The sequence below is a fragment of the Paenibacillus sp. FSL P4-0338 genome, from assembly GCF_038002365.1.
Lineage (GTDB): Bacteria > Bacillota > Bacilli > Paenibacillales > Paenibacillaceae > Paenibacillus_AQ.
This window is the reverse complement of sequence record NZ_JBBOCG010000002.1, coordinates 1,904,451-1,924,898: the sequence shown is the minus strand read 5'-3', so window position 1 is coordinate 1,924,898 and position 20,448 is coordinate 1,904,451. Positions and strand designations below refer to the sequence as shown.

General features: G+C 57.3%; 12 protein-coding genes. 2 read left to right on the top strand and 10 right to left on the bottom strand.

Annotated elements, in window-relative coordinates:
• Nucleotide 1 precedes the first annotated feature (1 nt).
• Both MKZ07_RS32350 and MKZ07_RS32345 read right to left on the bottom strand, forming a co-directional pair.
• Nucleotides 2-556: an STM3941 family protein gene (locus MKZ07_RS32350; RefSeq protein ID WP_051493688.1), complete on the bottom strand. Its 555-nt coding sequence runs from the start codon at nt 554-556 to the stop codon at nt 2-4.
• 154 nt (nt 557-710) lie between these two features.
• Nucleotides 711-2,138, bottom strand: a complete 1,428-nt coding sequence (locus MKZ07_RS32345; protein WP_036696581.1) for an MDR family MFS transporter — start codon at nt 2,136-2,138, stop codon at nt 711-713.
• Nucleotides 2,139-2,245: 107 nt separating this feature from the next.
• On the opposite strand from MKZ07_RS32345, the gene MKZ07_RS32340 reads away from it, so the two are divergent.
• A complete protein-coding gene (locus MKZ07_RS32340) occupies nt 2,246-2,839 on the top strand; it encodes a TetR/AcrR family transcriptional regulator (RefSeq protein WP_036696578.1) in 594 nt (197 codons plus the stop codon).
• A 273-nt stretch (nt 2,840-3,112) separates the two neighbouring features.
• On the opposite strand, the gene MKZ07_RS32335 is transcribed toward MKZ07_RS32340, so the two are convergent.
• Nucleotides 3,113-7,144, bottom strand: a complete 4,032-nt coding sequence (locus tag MKZ07_RS32335; RefSeq protein WP_341029581.1) for an endo-1,4-beta-xylanase — start codon at nt 7,142-7,144, stop codon at nt 3,113-3,115.
• Nucleotides 7,145-7,356: 212 nt separating this feature from the next.
• Nucleotides 7,357-8,742 carry an MATE family efflux transporter gene (locus tag MKZ07_RS32330; protein WP_036696574.1) on the bottom strand — a complete coding sequence of 462 codons (1,386 nt, stop codon included), beginning with the start codon at nt 8,740-8,742 and terminating at the stop codon, nt 7,357-7,359.
• Nucleotides 8,743-8,944: 202 nt separating this feature from the next.
• On the opposite strand from MKZ07_RS32330, the gene MKZ07_RS32325 reads away from it, so the two are divergent.
• A complete protein-coding gene (locus tag MKZ07_RS32325) occupies nt 8,945-9,124 on the top strand; it encodes a hypothetical protein (RefSeq protein ID WP_036696572.1) in 180 nt (59 codons plus the stop codon).
• A 375-nt stretch (nt 9,125-9,499) separates the two neighbouring features.
• Here the strand turns inward: MKZ07_RS32325 and MKZ07_RS32320 are convergent, their stop codons facing one another.
• From MKZ07_RS32320 to MKZ07_RS32295, 6 genes are all read right to left on the bottom strand, one after another.
• On the bottom strand, nt 9,500-12,013 hold the full coding sequence (locus MKZ07_RS32320; RefSeq protein WP_084648974.1) for a glycoside hydrolase family 88/105 protein: 2,514 nt from the start codon (nt 12,011-12,013) through the stop codon (nt 9,500-9,502).
• Nucleotides 12,013-13,278, bottom strand: coding sequence for a hypothetical protein (locus MKZ07_RS32315; protein ID WP_341029834.1), 1,266 nt, complete (start codon nt 13,276-13,278; stop codon nt 12,013-12,015). The genes MKZ07_RS32320 and MKZ07_RS32315 overlap by 1 nt, the downstream gene beginning before the upstream one ends.
• A gap of 43 nt (nt 13,279-13,321) precedes the next feature.
• Nucleotides 13,322-14,122, bottom strand: a complete 801-nt coding sequence (locus MKZ07_RS32310) for a polysaccharide deacetylase family protein (RefSeq protein WP_036696567.1) — start codon at nt 14,120-14,122, stop codon at nt 13,322-13,324.
• Nucleotides 14,123-14,223: 101 nt separating this feature from the next.
• Nucleotides 14,224-14,919: a DUF1961 family protein gene (locus MKZ07_RS32305; RefSeq protein ID WP_036696566.1), complete on the bottom strand. Its 696-nt coding sequence runs from the start codon at nt 14,917-14,919 to the stop codon at nt 14,224-14,226.
• Nucleotides 14,916-17,891 carry an exo-rhamnogalacturonan lyase family protein gene (locus tag MKZ07_RS32300; protein WP_341029578.1) on the bottom strand — a complete coding sequence of 992 codons (2,976 nt, stop codon included), beginning with the start codon at nt 17,889-17,891 and terminating at the stop codon, nt 14,916-14,918. The genes MKZ07_RS32305 and MKZ07_RS32300 overlap by 4 nt, the downstream gene beginning before the upstream one ends.
• 118 nt (nt 17,892-18,009) lie before the next feature.
• A complete protein-coding gene (locus MKZ07_RS32295; RefSeq protein ID WP_341029832.1) occupies nt 18,010-20,376 on the bottom strand; it encodes an AraC family transcriptional regulator in 2,367 nt (788 codons plus the stop codon).
• Nucleotides 20,377-20,448 lie beyond the last annotated feature (72 nt).

Sequence of the window (20,448 nt, the reverse complement as noted above, 5' to 3'; positions counted from 1 at the left end):
ACTACCTCAGCCCCGCCCACAGCCGTCTTCGCAGCTCCATCTCCTCATAGATACGCTCCAGCGGCAGTTGCATGGACTGGCCCGTTATATTCACTGGTGTGCCGGCGAGACGGAGGTTGATGGCCATCAGCCAGCGCTTTAGTCCGCGTTGCCGGGACAGGTAGGCTTGGGGGTCAACGAGGAAGATGCAGATGTTCAGTTGTCCATAGTAACGGATCAAGCGGATGTCCGAAATGTCCTCCCACATCAAGCGTCCTCCCGGAATCGCTGAAGACTGGTCATCAATGCCCTGGGCATCCACCACCAGCAGCGGGGAGCGGCGCAGCAGCATGATTAGATAGACGATGGCCGCCAGGCCAAACAGCACGGTGCAGGCAATTCCCAGCGTCCGCAGAAGGATGGCAAGATCCGTCGTAACCTCCCCGGATATTTTTAGCAGCCAGAACCCCAATATCACAAAAAGCAAGGATCCCGCTAACAGGAAAAGGATCTTGATCCAGAACGGCTTCACCACGAGCGGCTGGTAACCTCCATCGTTATACGGCTGGTAGTCCATTTAGTCGTCCTCCTTCAGAGCCTGCCATTGAACCGCAGCAGATACATGCCCAGTTTCTTTGGATTATAACTATAAATGGTACCCGATCACTCTACCCTCCGCAACCATTTTACCCAAGAAAATGAAACATTATTGCACATGCGCACCAGCCGTGTTATTTCCGTATTCTAGGCAGGAACGCCGCCGGAATTAACGCCAGAGTCGAGAAGGCAATCGTCCACATGAACGTATGATCGAAGGCAACGGCCAATGCGGACGGGTCAGGAGTCAGGACGGAATTCAGCTCATTTTGCAAAATAATTGCGATAACCGATACGCCGAAGGCGCCGCCAATCTGCTGCATAATACGGGTAGTGCTGCTCGCGTGCGGGATTTGCTTCGAGGACAGACCGATATAGGCAGAAGCCATAACCGGCAGAAAAACGGCCCCTAATCCGGCCCCCCTCACAATAAGAACTGCACTCAAAAAATAGTAACTCGTGTCTGCTCCAAGCTGTGTCAGCGGCCAAGTGCCGAGGATGGTAAGGACCGTTCCGGCAAGCACCACAGGTCTCGATCCGATCTGATCCGTCAATTTGCCGGCCAGTGATCTGGTCAGCAGCATCCCGATGCCTTGGGGAACGAGCAGCAGGCCGGAGATCAGCACCGTTTCACCGCGGACTTGCTGGAGATACAGCGGCAGGAGCAGCATTGCACCATAGGTGGTCAAGCCGGATAGAAACAGCAGTGTAGAGGACACGGTTAAGGAACGTACCCGGAACAGCCTGACATCGATCAATGCTTCGCTTCCTTTGCGGAGGGCATACACCACAAATACTGCTAAAAGCGCCACACCTGCTATGACTGGGGCAAGAACCGCAGCATGACCGAAGCCGTGGTGGGAGCTGACTTCTCCAAGACCGTACAGGATAAGCACGATAGCCGGAGACAGCATCAGCAATCCAGACATATCCAGCCGTAGCGTCCGGGCATTGTGCTCTTCCTTAGGGAGCCCTTTCCAAGCAACAATTATGGCAGCCACGCACAGCGGAATATTGACAAAGAAGATCCATCTCCAGTTCAAGTGATTAACGATTATTCCACCCACCACCGGTCCCAGAATGGGCCCAAGCAGCGCTGGCAGAGCTATGGTCGCCATTTTTCTGCCCATATTGTCTCCTCCATAGGCACGTACGGCCAAGGTCTGCATAATGGGCATCAGCAAGCCCCCGCCGATCCCCTGAAGGGTTCGGAACAGTATCAGGCTCTCCACGTTCCACGCCATGCTGCACAGCACAGAGCCGAGCAAAAACATGCCCAGTGAAAACAGCCACATCCTCCTTCCCCCAAACCGCTCCACAGCCCAGCCGCTTATCGGAATGACCATCGCAAGCGATAGCAAATATCCGGTCATCACCCACTGAATCGTGGACACCGAAGTGTTAAATTCCCGGACCAGCGTATCAATCGCCACATTGGTTATCGTCGTATCGAATATCGGTGCCAGGATACCAAGCATAAGAATCCACATCAAGTTCTTCGCTCCAGCCTGCTGTTCAGACGGTTCAAGTGCTGGTTTAGCTTGCTCTTGCAAGTTGATCATCTCCCTTTAATCACTAAATAAGATACTTTAAGTTTCTTATTTGAGCCTATGATATACTATCCACATAGGAAACGCAACGAAATTCTCCAATGGAGGTTGAGATAGATATGTCCACTTCTCAAGAACAGGATAAATCGAAGAACAGACGCAGAGGCAAGGAGCTGGAAGCTGCCATTCTGCAAGCTGTACGGGAAGAGTTAACAGAGCAGGGGTATTCCAATCTTACGATGGAAAGTGTGGCCGAGCGGGCGGGAACAAGCAAGGCCGTACTCTACCGCCGGTGGGCTAACCGCGCTGAGCTTGTGCTTGCTGCCATCCGGGAACGTGTGCCCCTGCCGCTGGAGGAAGTCCCCGATCACGGGAATTTGAGGGATGATGTATGCGGGGTGCTGCGGGCTATGAACCAGAATAATATTCAAGCCATATTGAACGCTTTCTACGGGCTTGTAGCGGAAATGGGCGATATGCCGCTTGCCTCGTATATTTTCCCGCATGGGCGTCAAAACAGGACCATGTCGATTTTGCTAGAGCGGGCTGTTGAGCGGGGAGAAGTGTCTGCCGAAGCCGTGACCCCCCGAATGCTCACTCTGCCGTCCGATCTGGCCCGCCATGAGCTGATGCTGTACAACGCCCCCATGTCGGAGGAGACGATCGCCAATATTGTGGACGAGGTGTACCTTCCACTGGTGTTGAAGCGGTAAATACTTGTTATGAACCTTCATGCCATTTCTCCAGCATCTCCTGCGCCTTGTGCTTATCTGTCAAAAGCATCTTGCCACTGTCGTGCTGGCAGCCGGTGCAGCCGGGACTGATTGCTGATCTGGATGAGGGGCATTACTTTACCGTTTAGGCTATTCGCCCTTAATTATTTGATGTGGGGCTAATGTTGCAAGTATTGCAACTCGGCATACCCAAACAGCCAGCCACCGGAAATCCCCGGCGACTGGCTGTTTCTCTTTCTTATAGAAGTAACTTTACAGCTTCCAGATCCGGTACAGAATCACCGCAGCTTCCGCACGGGAGAGGGTGTCCCCCGGGGCAAGCTTGCCCGTCTTACCGTTCACTACACCGTATTTCAGCAAGGCGGATACGCTGTCCTTGGCATAGGCGGAGATTTGACCGGCATCGGTGTATGATGCAATTGATCCGTTGCCTTCAGCCGTGATTCCGGCCGCCTTCAGGGCACGCGCTGCAATTACCATCATCTCCTGACGGGTGATGACGCCCGCTGGCTTGAAGGTATCGCCCGCATAGCCTGTGACGATACCGAGCTGCTTCGCCGCCGCAAGCTCCTTGCTGTATGCCGCGTTATTCTGGACATCGCTGAAGCCTGTAACTGCTTCAGCAGCAGCCTTAAGCTCCAGCACCTTCATCAGCGAGGCTGTGAAGTCTGCTCTGTTCATAGGAGCCGCAGGCATGAAGCTGATGCCGCCCGGAATGATATCGCGCGCAGCCATGGCAGAAGCTGCCTGCTTCGCCCATGACAGGCTGCCGAGATCTGTAAAGGACGGCGGAGCGAAAGCTGCGGCAAATGTGCCGAACTCCGGAGTACGGAACACCAGCGCTTCCTTCGCTGCCTCGTAACGGCTGTTCACCACAGCAGACAACGTACCGTTACCGGTGAGCGAACGGACCAGCAGGGAATCAAGTCCCCTCTGCTCTTCCGCTGACGCTTTGTAAGGAATAGAGACGGTCATCGCGCTGCTGCCAGGCAAGGCTACCTTCTGCCCGTCTGCAAGCAGACTCAGCTCCACCACCGGACGGCTGCCGGTCTGCTGGAGAGCAGCGGCATTCAGACCTTCGGCTGTGGATTGCTTGACCCGGATGCTAACATATTCAGTGGTTGCTGTAACCCCTGCGAGCTGCTCACTTGGAATGGACAGCGTAGCGAGGCCGTTCTGGAGGACAAGCAGGTACTTCTCCTGTGTCTTCAGGCCTTGAAGCGGCAACTGGGCTTCATAGGAAGCCACGCCGGTCAGGTTCGCCAGATCGATGATGATCTGCTTCCGTCCGTCCGCTGCCGGGGCCGCCTGCTTCAGGGCTTGCTGCCACAGCTCAGCCGTAACTACAGCCTTCGCCTCTGTACCTACGGTCTTCACCACAGGTCTGAGCGTCACCACACCATCCTTGCTGTCCATCTGTGCAGTCTTAGGTGCAGGCGTACTGCTGTAGCTGGTACCGCCGGATACTGGTGCCGGTGTAGCTGTTGGTTCCAGCGTTGCTTCCGGTTTTGGCGTTGGCGTTACCGTTGGTGTTGGTGTTGGCGTTGGCGTTGGAGTCGGCTTCGTCGGCGGTTCAGCGCCGTCTTTGGCCTTAAGCTTCAGCACGCCGAAGACGGAGGTGTCCTGATAGCCGTTGCCGGTGGTATCATTCCAGGCGGCCACACTTTGCCGGACGCCGCTCTTGGCATCGTTGATCTGAGTGTCGAAGCCGACCTTGGTGCCGCCGGCTGGCGTGATTTTTTTGAACGGAATCTTCATTTCAAGCGTATAGTTAGTTCCGGTTACCTTGGTTGCCGACTCGAAGCCTGCACCAATGGCTGCCGGACTGAAGGAGGCTTCATTGTCGTAATTGACCCGGTATTGTCCGTCATCGCTCTCATAGAAGGTCGTGCGGCCGAAATTCTCATCCAGGAAAATCTCGACAGAGTCCTGCTCCCATGGATTCACATTGCTCTTGTCCAATTGAGCGTCATTCACTTGGACCAGCACATACAGATTCTGGTCATCCCACAGGGTACGCGTGGTTCCGCTTGCGCCCTGCCAGGCCATCTGATAACGGTTCACAGCCATCTCGGGCGCAGAAGCCCAGATGCCATCCGCTGTTCCGTCAATGACCGGCGTGCCGTAGACCGCCTCTGACACGTTGGCTTCCGCTGTATCCGGCTCATGCTCAGCCATGAATTTGGCCGGATCAATGACTGCGTAGTAGGCCGGCTTCGCCTGCAAATCCCTGTCGAACAGAAGCGGGCTTGACTCCGCTCTCCAGCTTGTGCGGTCATCCATGCCCCAGAAGGTTACCCGCGCGATATGGTCAGCATGGGCCTTGTAAATATCCATTAATTTGGCATACAGATAGCCCTGGGCAATCTGTTCCTTCTCCGTCTGCTTATTCCCGCTGCCAGCCTGAATATCCAGCTCGGTAATACTGACCTCTACGCCAAGGGAGATGAACTTCTCCAGCGACAGCTTGACGTTATCTGGATTGGTATTGATATTGTAGTGCGCCTGCATTCCCACACCATCAATCAACAGCTTGCCTGGATGGGTCAGCGCGTACTTCTCATTCAGTTCCTTAACCATACTGTAGATGGCCTGGGCCTTGTTCTGGTTATCATCATTGTAATCGTTATAATACAGCTTGATATCCCATTCCGGATGCTGGTCCAGCACTTCTCTGGCCGCCAGGAACGCCTGCTCCAGATAGTCCGGGCCGATAGCATCATACCACGGAGCCTTACGCAGCGCCGCTTGCCAGTTATTCGGATTGGACGGGTTATCATTCATAGCTTCGTTGACTACATCCCAGGAGATCACCCGGTCTCCGAAATGCTCCATAACTCTCTTAATGTGCTCTCTCAGGTTAGCGAGGGCTTCGTCACGCCCCAGTGGAACGCTTTTGCCCGCTCCATCCGTTGACGTATTCATCCATGCAGGAGACTGCTGATGCCAGACCAGCACATGCCCGTGCATCTTCATGCCTTCGGCAAGTACCTTGTTCACCATCGCATCCGCCGCTGTAAAAGTGAAATTGCCCTTGGTCGGCTGCAGCGCATCCGGCTTCATGGCATTACCTGCGGTAGCAACGTTGTGATGCATTTTCAGCAGGTCCAGCCGCACACCTTCCAGATCCTCGGCGGATAACGCGTTGCCGATCAGGAAGTCTTTTTGATAGGCTGTTTTTAGCGGAATCAGATCTCTCTGAATATCCACCGGAGCGGTGCCGGTATGTTCGAAATTAATATCATCGATATAAAAGGAAGCGGTTGCATTATTGGAACTCTCAATGTACAGGGTCAGATGTTCGCCGCCCACACTGTTATAGCGGTAGCTGCCCTCATATTTCACCCAGCCGTCAGCCGTACTGATCGTCTTGGGAGACAGCGCCACATAACTCGCTCCTGTATCGTTCCCCACCTGTGTGGACAGCTGGAGCTGTGCGCTCGCCGGTTCGATCAGCTTCACCCAGGCAGACAGGGTATATTCGCTGCCCTTGTCCACATACTTCTCCACACGCAGGGAAGGCCCGTGCCAGGTGTTGCTTCTGCCCTCGACCTTCAGGGAATACGAACCGCCCTCTGTATGATTCGCTTCATTCGTTACAGTTACCGTCTCGGTTCCGGCTCTGCCGGTGAAGCCGCCCAATTGCTGATCTTCAAAAGTAACCTTGCTGAACGGCAAAGCCGGTTCACGCACAGGCTCTTCCCCGCCGCCCGGAGCGGACTCTGCCGTTATCAGAAGATCGCCAAGGTAGAAGGGTACTGTGGCTCCCTTTTCGTTGGAGTTGATGCGCAAGGAATGGTCTCTCTTAGTAGAGTCCGTGGCACTCGTGTCCACAGTAAATGTCTTCGTCAGTGTGACCGATTGCCCTGCCACATAGGGTATTGCTGCATAATTCCCGTAGCTGTTCACTGTCTGCAGCGCTGCTTCTGCTCCCTCTGGGAGCGTCACCTTCGCGTCAACGTAGACAACAGCCGTTACGGTGTACGTTTTCCCATGCTGGAGACCGAGATCGGTAAATTTGAAATCAACTCCATCCCAGTTGTCCTTCCGGTTGTTTACGTATAATGCTGCACCATCGGCATTCCCTGCAAAAGGAACCTCCTTAACCGCACTCAGGATTGCTCCCCCTGAGTGGCTCGTCTTACCTGCCCCATTCGCGAAGGTCTCATGATATACCGTGGTCTGTGCCTCGGCTGCCTGAGCAGCCGGAAGATAACCGCCTGCCGGAAGAAGCAGAAGGGCTGCCAGCAGCACCAGAGAGACTTGCTTGATTATTCTCTTCATGCATTGCACTCCTCTGTATGAATTTGGGTTTCAATGAGTTAAGCGCTTACAGCTAATGTGGAAGCCTCCCCCTTCACCACCCAAATCGTAGCATACGGACCCAAGTGCGTCTTACCTGAAACTAAAGGTTGTACCGTGCTTTTTATAGATGATTCCGGCTTACTGCACAGCAAAGAAGACCCCTGAATTAGGAGTCTTCTTACCAGCAGGATCTAGATCAGCTTGTGCGCATACCACTTCTTGCCCCGGAAGCGCCACAGGAATACTGCTCCTCGGACCGCCCACTCGCAGTTCATCGCCAGCCATACCCCCAGCACCCCGTACCCCAGTACAATTCCGAGAATATAGCCGAACACCACCCGGAACAGCCACATGGTCAGCATTGAAGCAATTGAGGTGAAGCGGGAATCTCCCGCTGCCCGCAGGGCAGACGGCAGAATGAAGCTGAACGCCCAGAGCGGAATCTGGGCAATCGCATTGACCAGCAGCACCACGAACAGATCATCGATAATCTCCGCAGGCGGGGAGAAAATAGACACCAGCGGGTGGAACAGCGGCATCAGGATCAAGGCCACCAAGGCGTAAGAGGCGGAACCGATCCACAGGAAGGACTTGATGAACTTCCGGGCATCCGCCACATCCCCCCGTCCGATACACTGGCCGACCACGGTCACAATCGTCAGCGACAGCGCACTGGCCGGAATCTGAAAGACCATCGCCAGCGATCCGGCAATCGCATTAGTGGCGATGGCATACGTGCCCAGACTGACAATGAAGATTTGCGTCAACAGCTTACCGCCGTTGAAGAACATCTGCTCTGCGGCGAACGGTACGCCGATGAACATGATTTTGCGCAGCATCGTAAGCGGTACATGGAACAGGTCGCGGAACCGCACACGCAGCACCGAATCGAACTTGAACAGATAGATCAAGGCACAGGCCATCCCCACATAACGCGCAATATTGACCGCAAATGTCATGCCCAGCACACCCATGTCCAGCAGGTTAATAAAGACGACGTTGAGGATAACGTACAGCACGTTCATAATCAGCGACAGCATCAGCGAAGCCCGCGTCCGGCCTACGCCCCGCAGCGCACCGCATACGGCCTGAACCACGGCAATCCCCAGATAAGAGATGCTGCTGCCGATCATATAGACCCGGGCATTGTCCAGCACATCGGCGGAAGCCGTCCCGAACAGCAGATTCAGAATAGGCGTATGGAAGGACATCAGCAGCAGACCAATACCCACCGCAAGCAGCGAGACCGAGGTTACCGAGCCGGCTGTAGCCTGGGAGACCATGCGGTCATTCCCGCTTCCTTTATACTGCGCAACCACCACCGTCCCCCCGGTCGCAATCGCCACAAACACATTGATCAGAAAAATATTCAGGGAATCCACCATATTCACCGCACTGACCGCCGCCATCCCTGACGAGCTGATCATCGCAGTGTTGACCAGATTCAGTCCGATAATGAAAGCCTGGTCAATGAGAATAGGCAGAAACAAGGCGATAATTTGCCGGTAATCCATGCTGTCTCCGGACAGATATTTTTCCAGCCATTTCTTGGCCGGTTGAGGAGCTTGAAGCTGCATACATTGATCACATTCTTTTCTGTAGAATAATTGCAGGCACACAATACATTCCTTCCAGTTTACTACAGATTCCGCTTCAAGTCTGTGTTAAGTGTGGATTTCGTTCAGATTACCGGATAACATTCCCTGCTCCCTAAGTAAAATCCTGGGTCCGGCCGAAATATAGAATGAGAGTATTTACTTTCGGAAGGAGGAGCCTATTATGAATAACGAGATCGTCAAAAGTCTGATCCAGCAGGTGACGGAAGATGTGTTATCCGAAAACCAAGCTGCCTTGGAGCAGAGTGGAAACAGCCAGGCCAGCATTCAATTAGCTGTGCAGCTATCTGCCATTACCACCCTTAAGATCCTTGAAAAGCTGGAGCTGATCGATAAGGATTAACCGCTCAGCTCGCCTGTGCTACATACCCATAAGGCACTCCGCGCAAAAAACCGCAGGAAGCAAATTTCGCCTGCGGGTTTTTTGGCGTGCCTATGGGAGATTCAGGGGTATTTGTGCGCTTCGTATACGCTCTAGGCCTGCTTTTGGCAAATCCAAGTGCACTTGTGCTCCTCATTTACGTTCCAGGCCGGCTTTTGACGAATTCAAGTGCACTTGTGCTCCTCATTCTGACGGCTTAGAGGGATTTATCCCTTTTATTTTGGCTCATCATCCACTTTTATCCGCATCAATGGGATTTATCCCTCTCATTTTCGCTCACCGCCCACTTTCAGCTGAATCAATGGGATTTATCCCTTTAAATTTGGCCTGCTCCCCTTATATGCGCTGCGCTTCCAGCCCCCGTGTGAGCTCAAGCACTTCAATACCGGCCAGCAGCACTATTCCGATTCCGTGAGTATCGTTAAGCTGCCAGGTGAGTTGTTCTTTGTAATATAGTTTGTTGAAGGAATAGCCCGATCCCCGGCAGACGCCATAGACATTCCCCTGATGGTCGATGCAGTACTCGGCCAGTGCCGTCCAGCCGCGTAACGCTGCACCGGTATATGGATACGGCTCTGTCAGCCAACCTCTGCGCACGCCGCGCGCAAAAGCATACACGAACATCGAGGAACAGGATGCCTCCGCATAAGATTCGGGATCGGTCAGAACCTGATGCCATAATCCTGCGGCGTCCTGCAGCCGTAAATATCCTTCGCACAGCAGCCGGTAATACTCCAGCAGTTCTTCCCGCTGCGGATGTTGCTCCGGCAGTACCTCCAGCAGCTCAGTCAGCGAGAACAGCACCCAGCCATTGCCTCTTCCCCAGGCTACACCGTTCGGCTTGCTGAATTTGTAGTCATACACATGATGCATAATGCCAAGCTCCGGCTGGAATAGCCGATTACGGTAATGGAGAAATTGTGACACTGCATCATCCAGATAAGCGGTATCTCCCGTCAGCTTATAATACCTGCTCAGGAATGGAGTACTCATATACAGGTCATCACACCACATCGTTCCCTGCATGAAGTCGGTGGTGCCCCGTGTCCGGTAGAGTGCCCCCTCCTCATCGCGGGACTGCGTCTCATGAATGTACCGGGCGATATACGCCGCTGTCTCGGTCGCTCCATGCAGCGGCTGTTCGGCATGGGCGGCGAGCATCGTAGCACCGAAGGAGCCGCAGTCATCCAGTGAGTCCATGAGCGCCAGCTGCTGGTTAATACCCGGAGCACCATAGCGGCTGCGGTCCCAGAGCGAATAAGCATGAAGCCGGGTACACTGCTCAATATGTCCTCTAGTATAAGCGGAATAATGAGGATCAGCCAGAGCCTGACCGGTACGCAGCAGACCATATAGAGTTACCCCGAGCGGATAATTCCAGCGGCCGTACAGCACACTCTCCAGATAGGGCCTGACTGCACCGCCAGGACGGTCCACCCGCCAAAAGCATTCCTCCGCCCCTTCACCGAAGGGAGCATCCATAGAGACCGCTTCCATTGGCTGCGGTGCCGCCGATTGTAGAAACGGGCCCAGGTACAACCATGGCCCGGTCTGCCCTTCCACCGGATAAGGACTCACCAGCTTCAGTGTGCCGGTGGAGCTTTTAAGGACACAAGAACTGCCTCCCGTGTCCCCCGCCCGGACACGGGGAACTGCTTCTGCTGCTTCCAGGCGGAAGCCCCACCCGGGGCCGCCGCACACGGCCTCGACCAGCAGGTCATGGCTGCCGAAGCTCAGCGGCAGCATGCACTCAAGGCCGGCACTCTCTTCGGACTGGATGGCGGCAAGCCTGCCATCTACGTAGACCTTGAGTGCCGCTACATCCCGGCTGCGGAGGGACAGCCGGACGTTCATTCCGCCCGGCGCGCTCACCGCAAGCCTGCTCCAGGCCAGCGCCTTCGCGCCGGGCTCCGCGCCGAGCACGCGCGCGAGATTCCCGCGCTGTGCCTCGTCATCCGGCCATCCGGCCGCCGGATACCAGGCACAGCGGGCCGCCAGCGCAGCTTCGGCGGCCTCCGCGGCTTCTCCGCAGCAGACGCGCTGCGAAGGCTCTGCGCGGTGCGCCGCAGCCTCTCCCTCTGGAGCGCCGCAGCCCTCCGGCTGCAGGGCCCATCTGCTCTGCTGCGGCGCGCTGTAGATCCAGCCCTCGCAGCCGCTGCGCTCCGCAGTCGGGGCCAGACAATGCAGCGGTGCGCCCTTCACGCTCCCGGTGCCGAAGATCCCGCCGCAGCCGATGCCGACTGCGGTACACTCCAGCAGGAAGTGATTCCAGCCTGCCGTCAGCCCGGTACGAAAGAACGCCTTACGGTCCGGGAACACATCATCGTTCAGATTGGAAGCGAAAACGGCAATGCCGTTGACATAGACTGTCACCGGACCGAAGCAGCTGAGGGCGAGCGGGATTTCGCTGTCTGTATCGCTCCACAGCTTCCCCCAGGCATAGACAAATTCCCCGTCCCGCAGCTCAGGCAGCCGCTCCTTCAGGTTCATCTCGTACCGGCAATCCGCCAGCCGCGGGAAGCTGTGCTCCAGATGCACCCGGTAGACCGGAGGCTGCGGCGGATTCGCACCAATATAGCGGTTCGCTATAACCGCCAGCATGGATTCTGTATGATCTCCAGCGGTACGGACGATGGAATGACGCGGATCAAAGTAGGCGGGGACGTTGGCCTGCGCAACCTCACCTCTGCTGCCCGGCGGGCCACTTTTCACGGTACTCTTCACGGAATCCGCTCTCAATGTACTATCCTGCACGGCATCACTATTCGCCGACTCCGCTCTCAATGCAGCACCCTTCACGGCATGCCCTTCCTCGGCACTCAACACCGCCTTCTCGTCCCCGCCCCCCATCACAACGCCACCTCACCGCCGGGGTACAGGGTGGAGCTGTACAGGCGTTTGGACTGGGGCAGCGGCTGGCCGGGGTGCGCCGCTTGCAGCGGTAGGGCTTCACCGGCATAGACAGCAGCCAACTCATCCGTATAAATAATGACCTGCTCCGTTCCGCTGCCCAGCAGATCCCCGTGCACGGCATAACCCTGCTCGGCGAACTCGGCTACGATATTCATATAGCCGTCATAGAGTGCGGGAAGCACAGCTTCGCCCCGGCGGTATGCCAGAATATAGTCGGGTGCATCCGGCCAGAATCGGCTGACGGCTTCGACAATGGTAAGCCAGCCGTCAGTGGTACGTTCTTCCTTCCACAGCTCCCGGCCGGACTGGTCCAGCAGGAACATAGCATCCTTGCCCCGCAGACCCTTGCCGTCATCCTCCCGGACTAGACGGTCAAGGCCCGCAATCTGCAGGCCGGGCAGGTCCGGGCGGAACCGCCCGAGCGCCAGATGCTGCGACTCGACAGAGCCTTCGTACCGCCACAGCTCGCGCCCGTCACGGTCGTACATCACCGTCACACTGCCGCCGATGACCAGCTCCGGCACCCCGTCTCCGTTCACATCGCCGACCCACAGGCAGTCCGCGTGATCGTCCAGATCCTTGCAGCTCCATAGCAGCTTGCCCTCCGCGCTCAGCAGATCATATCCGGCCATTACCTCATCGCGCCCGTCACCGTCCAGATCGTACACCCAGGGATAATGCCCCAAATTGCCCTGGTGGGTCCAGAGCAGCCGGAAGTCCCGGTCCAGCACCCACAGCTGATGGTAGCGGTCTTTGAGAATGATGTCGGAAGGATAATCGCCGCCTGACAGGTTGGCAATAATGATGCAGTCATGAGCCTCCTTTGCCGGCAGCGGATGAACCGCTTTGACTTTGCCCGTCGCCCCCTCCAGAATATGCAGCTGGTCATTCATCACACACAGTACCTCCAGAGCCCCGTCACCATCGATATCAGCAATCTGCGCCGGATAATCGGAGCCTTGCCTGCCTGCGTCCGGGTCCGGCTTTCCCGTCTGCCACAGCAGGCGGCCATCCAGATTGTACGCCGTCAGGCACTGCACCTGATGGGGAATATAACGCACATCCTGGCGGTTATCCGGCTGCACCAGCAGCAATTCAGCCCGGCCGTCCCCGTCCAGATCGCCGAGCAGCATTTTACATCTTGGACCGGCGGCGGAGATATCCAATCCGGCCAGCCGGTGCAGCTTTTGACTATGATCCATATGATTCACAATACATCCTCCTTCACTCTATCCCTGTTCTGTATCAGCCCAGATCCACAGTCTGTCCCCCAGGCACCTCGACTGCCGTACCGTCAACCTCCAGCCAGACCGCAGCCGCTCCCGGATTACAGACAAAATTCCTTGCCGCCGAGAACAGCAGCCCCCGGCAGGCCTTCATATATTGCACCAGCTCCAGATTCGTCGCATACCAGATGTCGCCGCGTCCGCCCGCCATGGCGCAGAAGCGCTCCATCAGGTCCCAGTTGTGGTCATTGTCGAACTCATAGCTATGTCCCCACACATACATCAGGTACAGATACTGCCGCTTATGCAGTTCCACAAAAGTCTCCCCGTGAGCCAGCAGCTCCCGATTATGATGGCAGGTCGCCTGCCACTCCAGCCAGTCCTCCGGCAGGGCGAAGCCCCCGGTGGTCTGTACCGTCCGGGCATATTCAATGCCCAGATGCGGCAGCAGCGCCTTGATCTCCTGCGTATAGGAGCCGTTCGGGTAAGACATGCCTCGCACAGGCTGGCGGACCAGCCCTTCCAGCACCCTGCGGTCCTCCATAATCTCCTCCACGACCTGCTCCTGCGGGCAGCGCGCCAGCGTCGGATGACTCCGCGTATGCACACTGACCTCATGTCCATGGTAGAGAGCCGCAACCTCATCAGCCCTGATACGGTCCCCTTCGCCAAGCAGCCCGGAATTCAAATGGAAGCTGCCCTTGATTCCATGCTGGTTGAACAGCCCGACCAGCCGTTCATCCGCCCGCCGTCCGTCATCATAGCTCATGGTCAGCGCCTTATGACGGCCTTGCGGGTAGCAGTAATAGACTCCCGGCATTGCAGTAAAACCTCCTTCGTAATCGTCCATCCCTATATAGATTGAACTTGTATATTTTTTAAGCTATGGGATAGCCGTGACTCCAGCCACCTCTCCCAGCTTCAGGGAGCATAGACGACCAGATCGCTATATTCCGCTATCAGCGGGGCCATCTGCCGAAAGCCAAGTCTGCCGCCGCCGAGCAGCGGACCGAAGGACGAGCCGTCGTCCACCCATTGCAGCACCGGCAATTCATTGATGGCAAACGTCACAGCAGCCCCCCGCTTCACCACCAGCATCCGGTAGTCCGCAGTCATATCGGCGGTATCCGGCAGCGGGTCAGCGCCTTGGGCGACAAGGTGGAAGCCATAGCTTTTGCGCAGATTACAGGTGTGAAAAGCCCGCTCCTCCTCCCACATCCGGCGAAAATACGAGATATGATAGGCATCCATCTCCCCATGGTGGTACTGGTCATATTCGCCCGTGCGGGCCGGCAGGGACGGGTCGAACAGATCCTTGCCTCCTGCACCGGCAGCCGCGAAGAACAGAATGGCCAGCCCCGGCTCGCGCAGCGGGCGGAACCTCCAGGAGATGGCAAGCTCCGCTGGAAGAACCTCAGAACACCAGAAAACCACATTCGCCTTCTGTCCTTCCTCAGCCCCGCGGGTACTCTCCAGCCTTAACCGTCTCTGCGGAAAAGTAACTGCGCCCTCGCCTTCCATCCGGAAGCCCTCTACCTGCGCGGGCCCCTCAAGCGTATTGCGGTAGATCTCCCGCCAGCCCTCAGGAACATCTGCTCCACCCTGTAGCGTAGTCATTGAACCACCTCACCTTTCTCGGCACCGGCATTATGGTCAATTCCGGCACCGGCCCTCGCGCTAATCCTAGCTTCTGCACCAGCCTCAACATCAGTTCCAGCACCAGCTCCAGTTTCCGTACTCCCCACAGCTTCCGCATCAGCTACATCACCCGCTCCACCATCGCGTGCAGGCAAGGCTTCGGCAATCAGCTCCAGCGCAATAATCGTGTTCAGTGACCACTGTGAGGCTTCGTTCGTATTCATCCAGTCCACTTCATCCAGCGCTTCCATAGAAGTCACCTGCTTCTGCTCCGCTTGCAGATTGACCGTGCCGAACGGATTCTCAAGCAGGATGCTCCAGCAGCGTTCCGCCGTCGCCCGGTCATCCTTAACCCATGCGCCGTAGGCGGCAATAGCCACACTCAGCACCGGATGCTCGAAGCGCAGCTTGCCTGTAATTGCCCCCCCGGATCTAAGCCGTTGCTCTTCCTCCGGCAAATTATAGAAGACACCGAACTCCGCCAGCATGTCCTCCCACTCCGGGTCCTCCAGCATCATGGCCAGCTCGAACCACACCTGCGGCCCGCCCATGCAGATCGCCAGATGCCGTCCCCAGTTGTCATCGCCCATAGGACTGAGAATTCCCGTTGTGGGATCATATCCGTAGGTTGGCCCGGAGATCAGCCGCAGATTGACTGCTTTGATGCAGTCGATGCCGGTTAGGATTTTGTCGCGGTAGGCCGTATCCTCATAACGTTCCCAGCGGGTCATCCAATTAGAGCTGAACGCGGCCCAGTCCGGCCCCACCCGCACATGCGTCTTGAATTCATCCTTCGCAAAATAAGCCCGCATCGGGTCCAGATTCACCGTGGAATAATCCGCATCCTTCACACTGTCCATGATGTCGCCGGTCCGCTCATCTCCGGTCAGATAATAGTAGTAGCGGTGCAGGCCCGCCATAGCAATCCGAGCTTCCTTGCAGCCGCAGCCCCAATGCACGACATTGTGCCGGGAGCCAAGACCCGCATATTCCCCGAAATGATACACATCCACCTCGCTGGTATGCCTGGTCATCGCTTCTGCCATCCGGTAAATATCCGCGCGTCCGGTCCGCAGAAAGCTCACCCACAGCCACATATTCGGTACCAGTTCGGCATTCTGCCAGGCACAGCCGCCCAGATCATAATTCCAGACATGGCGGACCGGATCATAGCTGTGCATGAAATCGCCATAATCCCACAGGCCATACCACTTCCGCTGCTCCATCTCCTTCTGGTAAAAGCTGATGATTCCGTCCAGCCGCTCCTCCAGGTACGCCTTGGCCGGCGTGCTCCGGTCCGGCAGGCTCCAGAGTCCAAACGCCCGGCTGCGGTGGTAATACCCGGGCTCACAGACCAGCAGCGGCGGTTCATCCGCCTGCTGCTGCATCTGCCGAAGCTGACCAGAATCCGGCGTCCGCGCGGTACACCACAAGGTCAGCTCGTTCGTATTGGCGATGCCGTAAGGGGTTGCCCGCAGCTCCTCCGCGCCTTCATAAGAGGACTCGACATGCGTCTTCGTATCATAGTGGCGCAAGTCCATCGCCTGTGCCTCCGGCGTCCAGAACCAGACCGTTAACGCCGCTTCCGCGCCGGAGGTGCCGCTGATCTCCAGCCCGGAGGGGTGCTTCTGCCAGAAATCCTTCACTCCGGCAGCCAAGCCTCCGCCGTCAGAGCCGACATAGCCCAGTCCGCCTGCCCGCCGGCCTTCCGCCCCTTTAATCCAGGTGCAGTCCGACCCTGTCCGCTTATGCACGGCATAATGCTCAGACGAATCCTGCACCAGCCGGAAGTCATCCCATACCGCCGAATCCTGGAGCAGTCCCGTGAAGTACGCATCCTCTACGGGATCAAAGTGCTGGCTCTGCCCCTCAAGCTGCCCGGCGAACATACCGGCATATTTGCCCCGGGTTCTGCGGGTCTGCAGCGTCTTGGGGGATTCGCTGAAGATTCCCCCGCTGCCCGCCAGCCGGACATGTCGGTTATACAGCGGACCGCTGAGCGGCACCTTGAACAGCAGGCCCAGCCCCTTGATGAAGTCCTGCTGCGGGTTGCCGTCATAATGGAAGGTATGCACCAGCCGGATGGATGCAAGCCCGGCATAGAAATAGAGCCGCAAAGTATAAGGAAGCCATTCCCGGGCTCCCCTTGTACTTCTGTGCCGTCCGTCCAGCCGGATCACGGCACGCACCGGTCCCCGCTCCTCCAGGCTGGCCTTCAGCGTCACTCCGGTGAACCGTTCCTGCCGCAGCTTCAGCTCCCCGCTGAGGATGTCCCGCTGTTCGCGGAGACAGAGCAGCTCGCTTCCGCTGCACACCAACTGCTCTGCCGGGCAGGGTTGATTCGCCGCGCCTATAGCTGCACCGGCTGAATCTGCACCTGCATCCGTAGCTACACTCACATCCGCACTCGCACCTGCACGCTCACCAGCCACCGTGCCCACACTCACGCCCGCACTCGTACCCGCACCTGAACCCGTCACCGCCTCCGTAGCTCTGTAATATCCATGATCATCGTCCGGTCCCCCGGATTCCGCCGTTCCCCGGCGGATAATCCGCGAGATCACGCCCGGGCCATGCTTGACCACGGTGCAACGAATGCTGCCTGTATCGACAATATAAGCCTCCTCTGTCTCTGCCACGGACAGCTGAAAGGCTGCGGACACAGCGCTCTGCCCGGCAGAGCGTTGCAGCGTATATCCTGCCGTACTCCCTTCAGGGCATACGGCAGAATGCAGGGACCATTTGATGCTGCCGTCCGGCCAATACGCAGCCGGACGGCTCTGCAGCGGCAGGCGGGAGCCGTTATCCGCCCCGCCAAGATATAGCGCGGCCAGTTCTCCGCGCTTCAGATCTCCCTTGGACCAGGGGACACCCCAGGTCACCCCCGCAGCCGCAGCAGGCGGCTTCAGCCATCGTAACTGGACTGGCAGGGCCGAGGATAAAGAGGTCATCTTCTGTCATCTCCTTGATGGGACATCACCTGGACGATTGAGCCGTTGCCGGAGCAGGAGGCCTGCGGACGCGGGATCACGGAAAGTGAGCCGCTGTCATTCTGAAGCCGGTCCCCGCTTACCGGGTCCCATTCTCCTTCTCCCCCTCCTGCCGGATCAGTTCACGGTAACGTGTCGGAGTGATATCCTCCTGTTTTTTGAAAATCCGGTTGAAATAACTCTGCTGATAGCCAACCTGCAAGGCGACATCGTTCATCTTCAGATCGGTGTCACGCAGCAGTTCCTTCGCCTTGGTGAGCCGCAGTTCCGTTACATAATCAATGAAATTCTGCCCGGTGACCCGCTTGAACGACTTACTGAGCAGAAAAGGACTGGTCCCTGTATAATCCGCACAGCTGTCCAGTGAGATATTGTCCATATAATGCTGCTGAATATACAGCATCGCCTGGTCAATGGTCCGCCTTATCCCGGCGTCGGAGCGCTCGCACAGCTCCTTCAGGAAGGGAGCGATAACCTGTGTGCGGAACCAGGAGAGAATCAGCCCCGGCTCATGGATCTGCGAGAGGCTGGCATACAGATTCCTGCCGCCGAATAGCTGGCTCTGGGCCATCCCGGCCTCCAGCACCGCATGAAGGATCGCGCCGAGCAGATGCAGCATCCCCTGCTGTACGTCGATCACCTTCGCGCCGCCTGCGGAGAGCGTCTCCAGGAATTCCTCCAGCAGCCGGTCCGCTTCCTCCGCTTCGCCGGTCCGCAGCGCCTGAATCAGCCCGCGCTCCAGCGCGAAGGAATACTGCGGCATAGGTGTGCCCTGCCCCTCCCGCTCCAGCTGCTCTAGACTGATAATCTGGTTCCCGCCCCCGTACCTGCTGTGACTGGCCGCCTGCTTCGCCGCCTCGAAGGACCGCGGAACCGCGGAGATGCTCCCGATCCTTGCACTGTACGCCACCGTGGCTTGAAGCTTAAGCATCCGGCTCAGGGTAGCCGCCAGCTCTTCACCGAAGGCCCCCACGCGGGCCGGGTCCGGGCCGCTTCCCGGTTCCATCAGCAGCATACCGGAGGTAAGGTCATGCAGATTGACCGTCTCTGCCCGGCCGAAATGCTCCTTAGCAAGCTCCCCGATGATATTTACAGCCGCGAACGACACCAGACTCTCGTCACCGCTGCGGAATTTGGCTTCCAGGCTGGAGATGCCGGTCAGCTGGATATACAGCACCACGAAGGTACAGTTCTCCACTTCCCACTTGTACTGCTTCATCCGGCTCTGCAAGTCCTGTTCGGAATAGGCATACAGATACCCCTGGAACAGCTGGTGGAGGAAGCTCTGCTGCACATGCGGAAGCTGCTCCGAGAGCGTGTACTCGAGGGCGTGCTGCTGTCCGTGCAGGTTCTGCCAGTGCCGCTCGATCAGCGTCAGCTCATCCACCCGGTCCCCGGAGGCCGCATGCTCGGGAAGCAGGGTCTGAAGCAGACGGCGGACCGGCGAATAGATTCTGCGGGAGGCAATCCAGGACAGGACTGCCGCCAGCAGCAAGGCGCACAAGCTGACCAGAATAATCATCCGGGACAGCCAGACCACCGGAGAGGTAACGCTGGAAATCGGCGAAGCCGATACATACCGCCATTCACTGGCAATCCGCGAGAAATCACCATAGGTCACCGCATAAGTAACCCCGTTCCAGTCATACAGAAAGGACCCGCTATCCTGGCTGCCTCTGGCTGCAATAGCAGCCCGCAGCGCCGTAACGAGCGGCGTTGGGGTATCCATCCCGGCCCCCGAGATGAACAGCCCGCCGGATTTCTGCTCCATGAACACTTCCCCCGTGCTGTACGGGGTCATGGTCCGCAGCATCGCCGATACCTTCTCTGTATCCATCCGCAGCAATAGCGCCCCGAAGGGCTCCCGGCTGCCGCCGGGGATCTGGTGCACCAGCGTCAGCTCCTTCTGCTCCGGCTTCTCCGGTTCAAAAGCCCACTCCGTCCAGTACGTGCTCCGCTCCTGCTTCAGCAGCTTCGAGTACAGTACTTCCTCCTCCGCAGCCAGCGTCCCGTACTCCGTGCCGAAGCGCACCGGCTGTTTACCGGCCAGATACAGCTCAACCTGCCGCACCATAGAATTCGAGCCCTGCATGACTACCAGTGTCTTCGTAATATCCCAGGCCCGTTCATGATTGCGGATGAAATCCATGTTGCTCAGCCCGTAGTCGAACTTCGGATCGAATGCCCAGTGGGCCAGCATCAGCTCCAGATTAGACAATTGATCATTGATGTTGTCCGCCCGCTGCTCAATCTGCCGGTTATGCATCCGGAGCAGCTCCTTCTCCAGATTTCCCCCGGCCATAAAATAGACCAGCAGCCCGATGATCAGCCCGGGAATGGACGAGACGATCAGCACAATAATGAGATTATTGCGGTAATAACGGCCCTTGCGTCCTGTCCCGCCTCGCGTATACCTGTTCCGTGCTCCTGCCCCTTCATTCTCCATTGCATTCACCAGCCGAATCCTTAGTTTAGAGTTGCAGCTATGCAGCCGCAGCGGGCTCAGACCGGCCGGAGA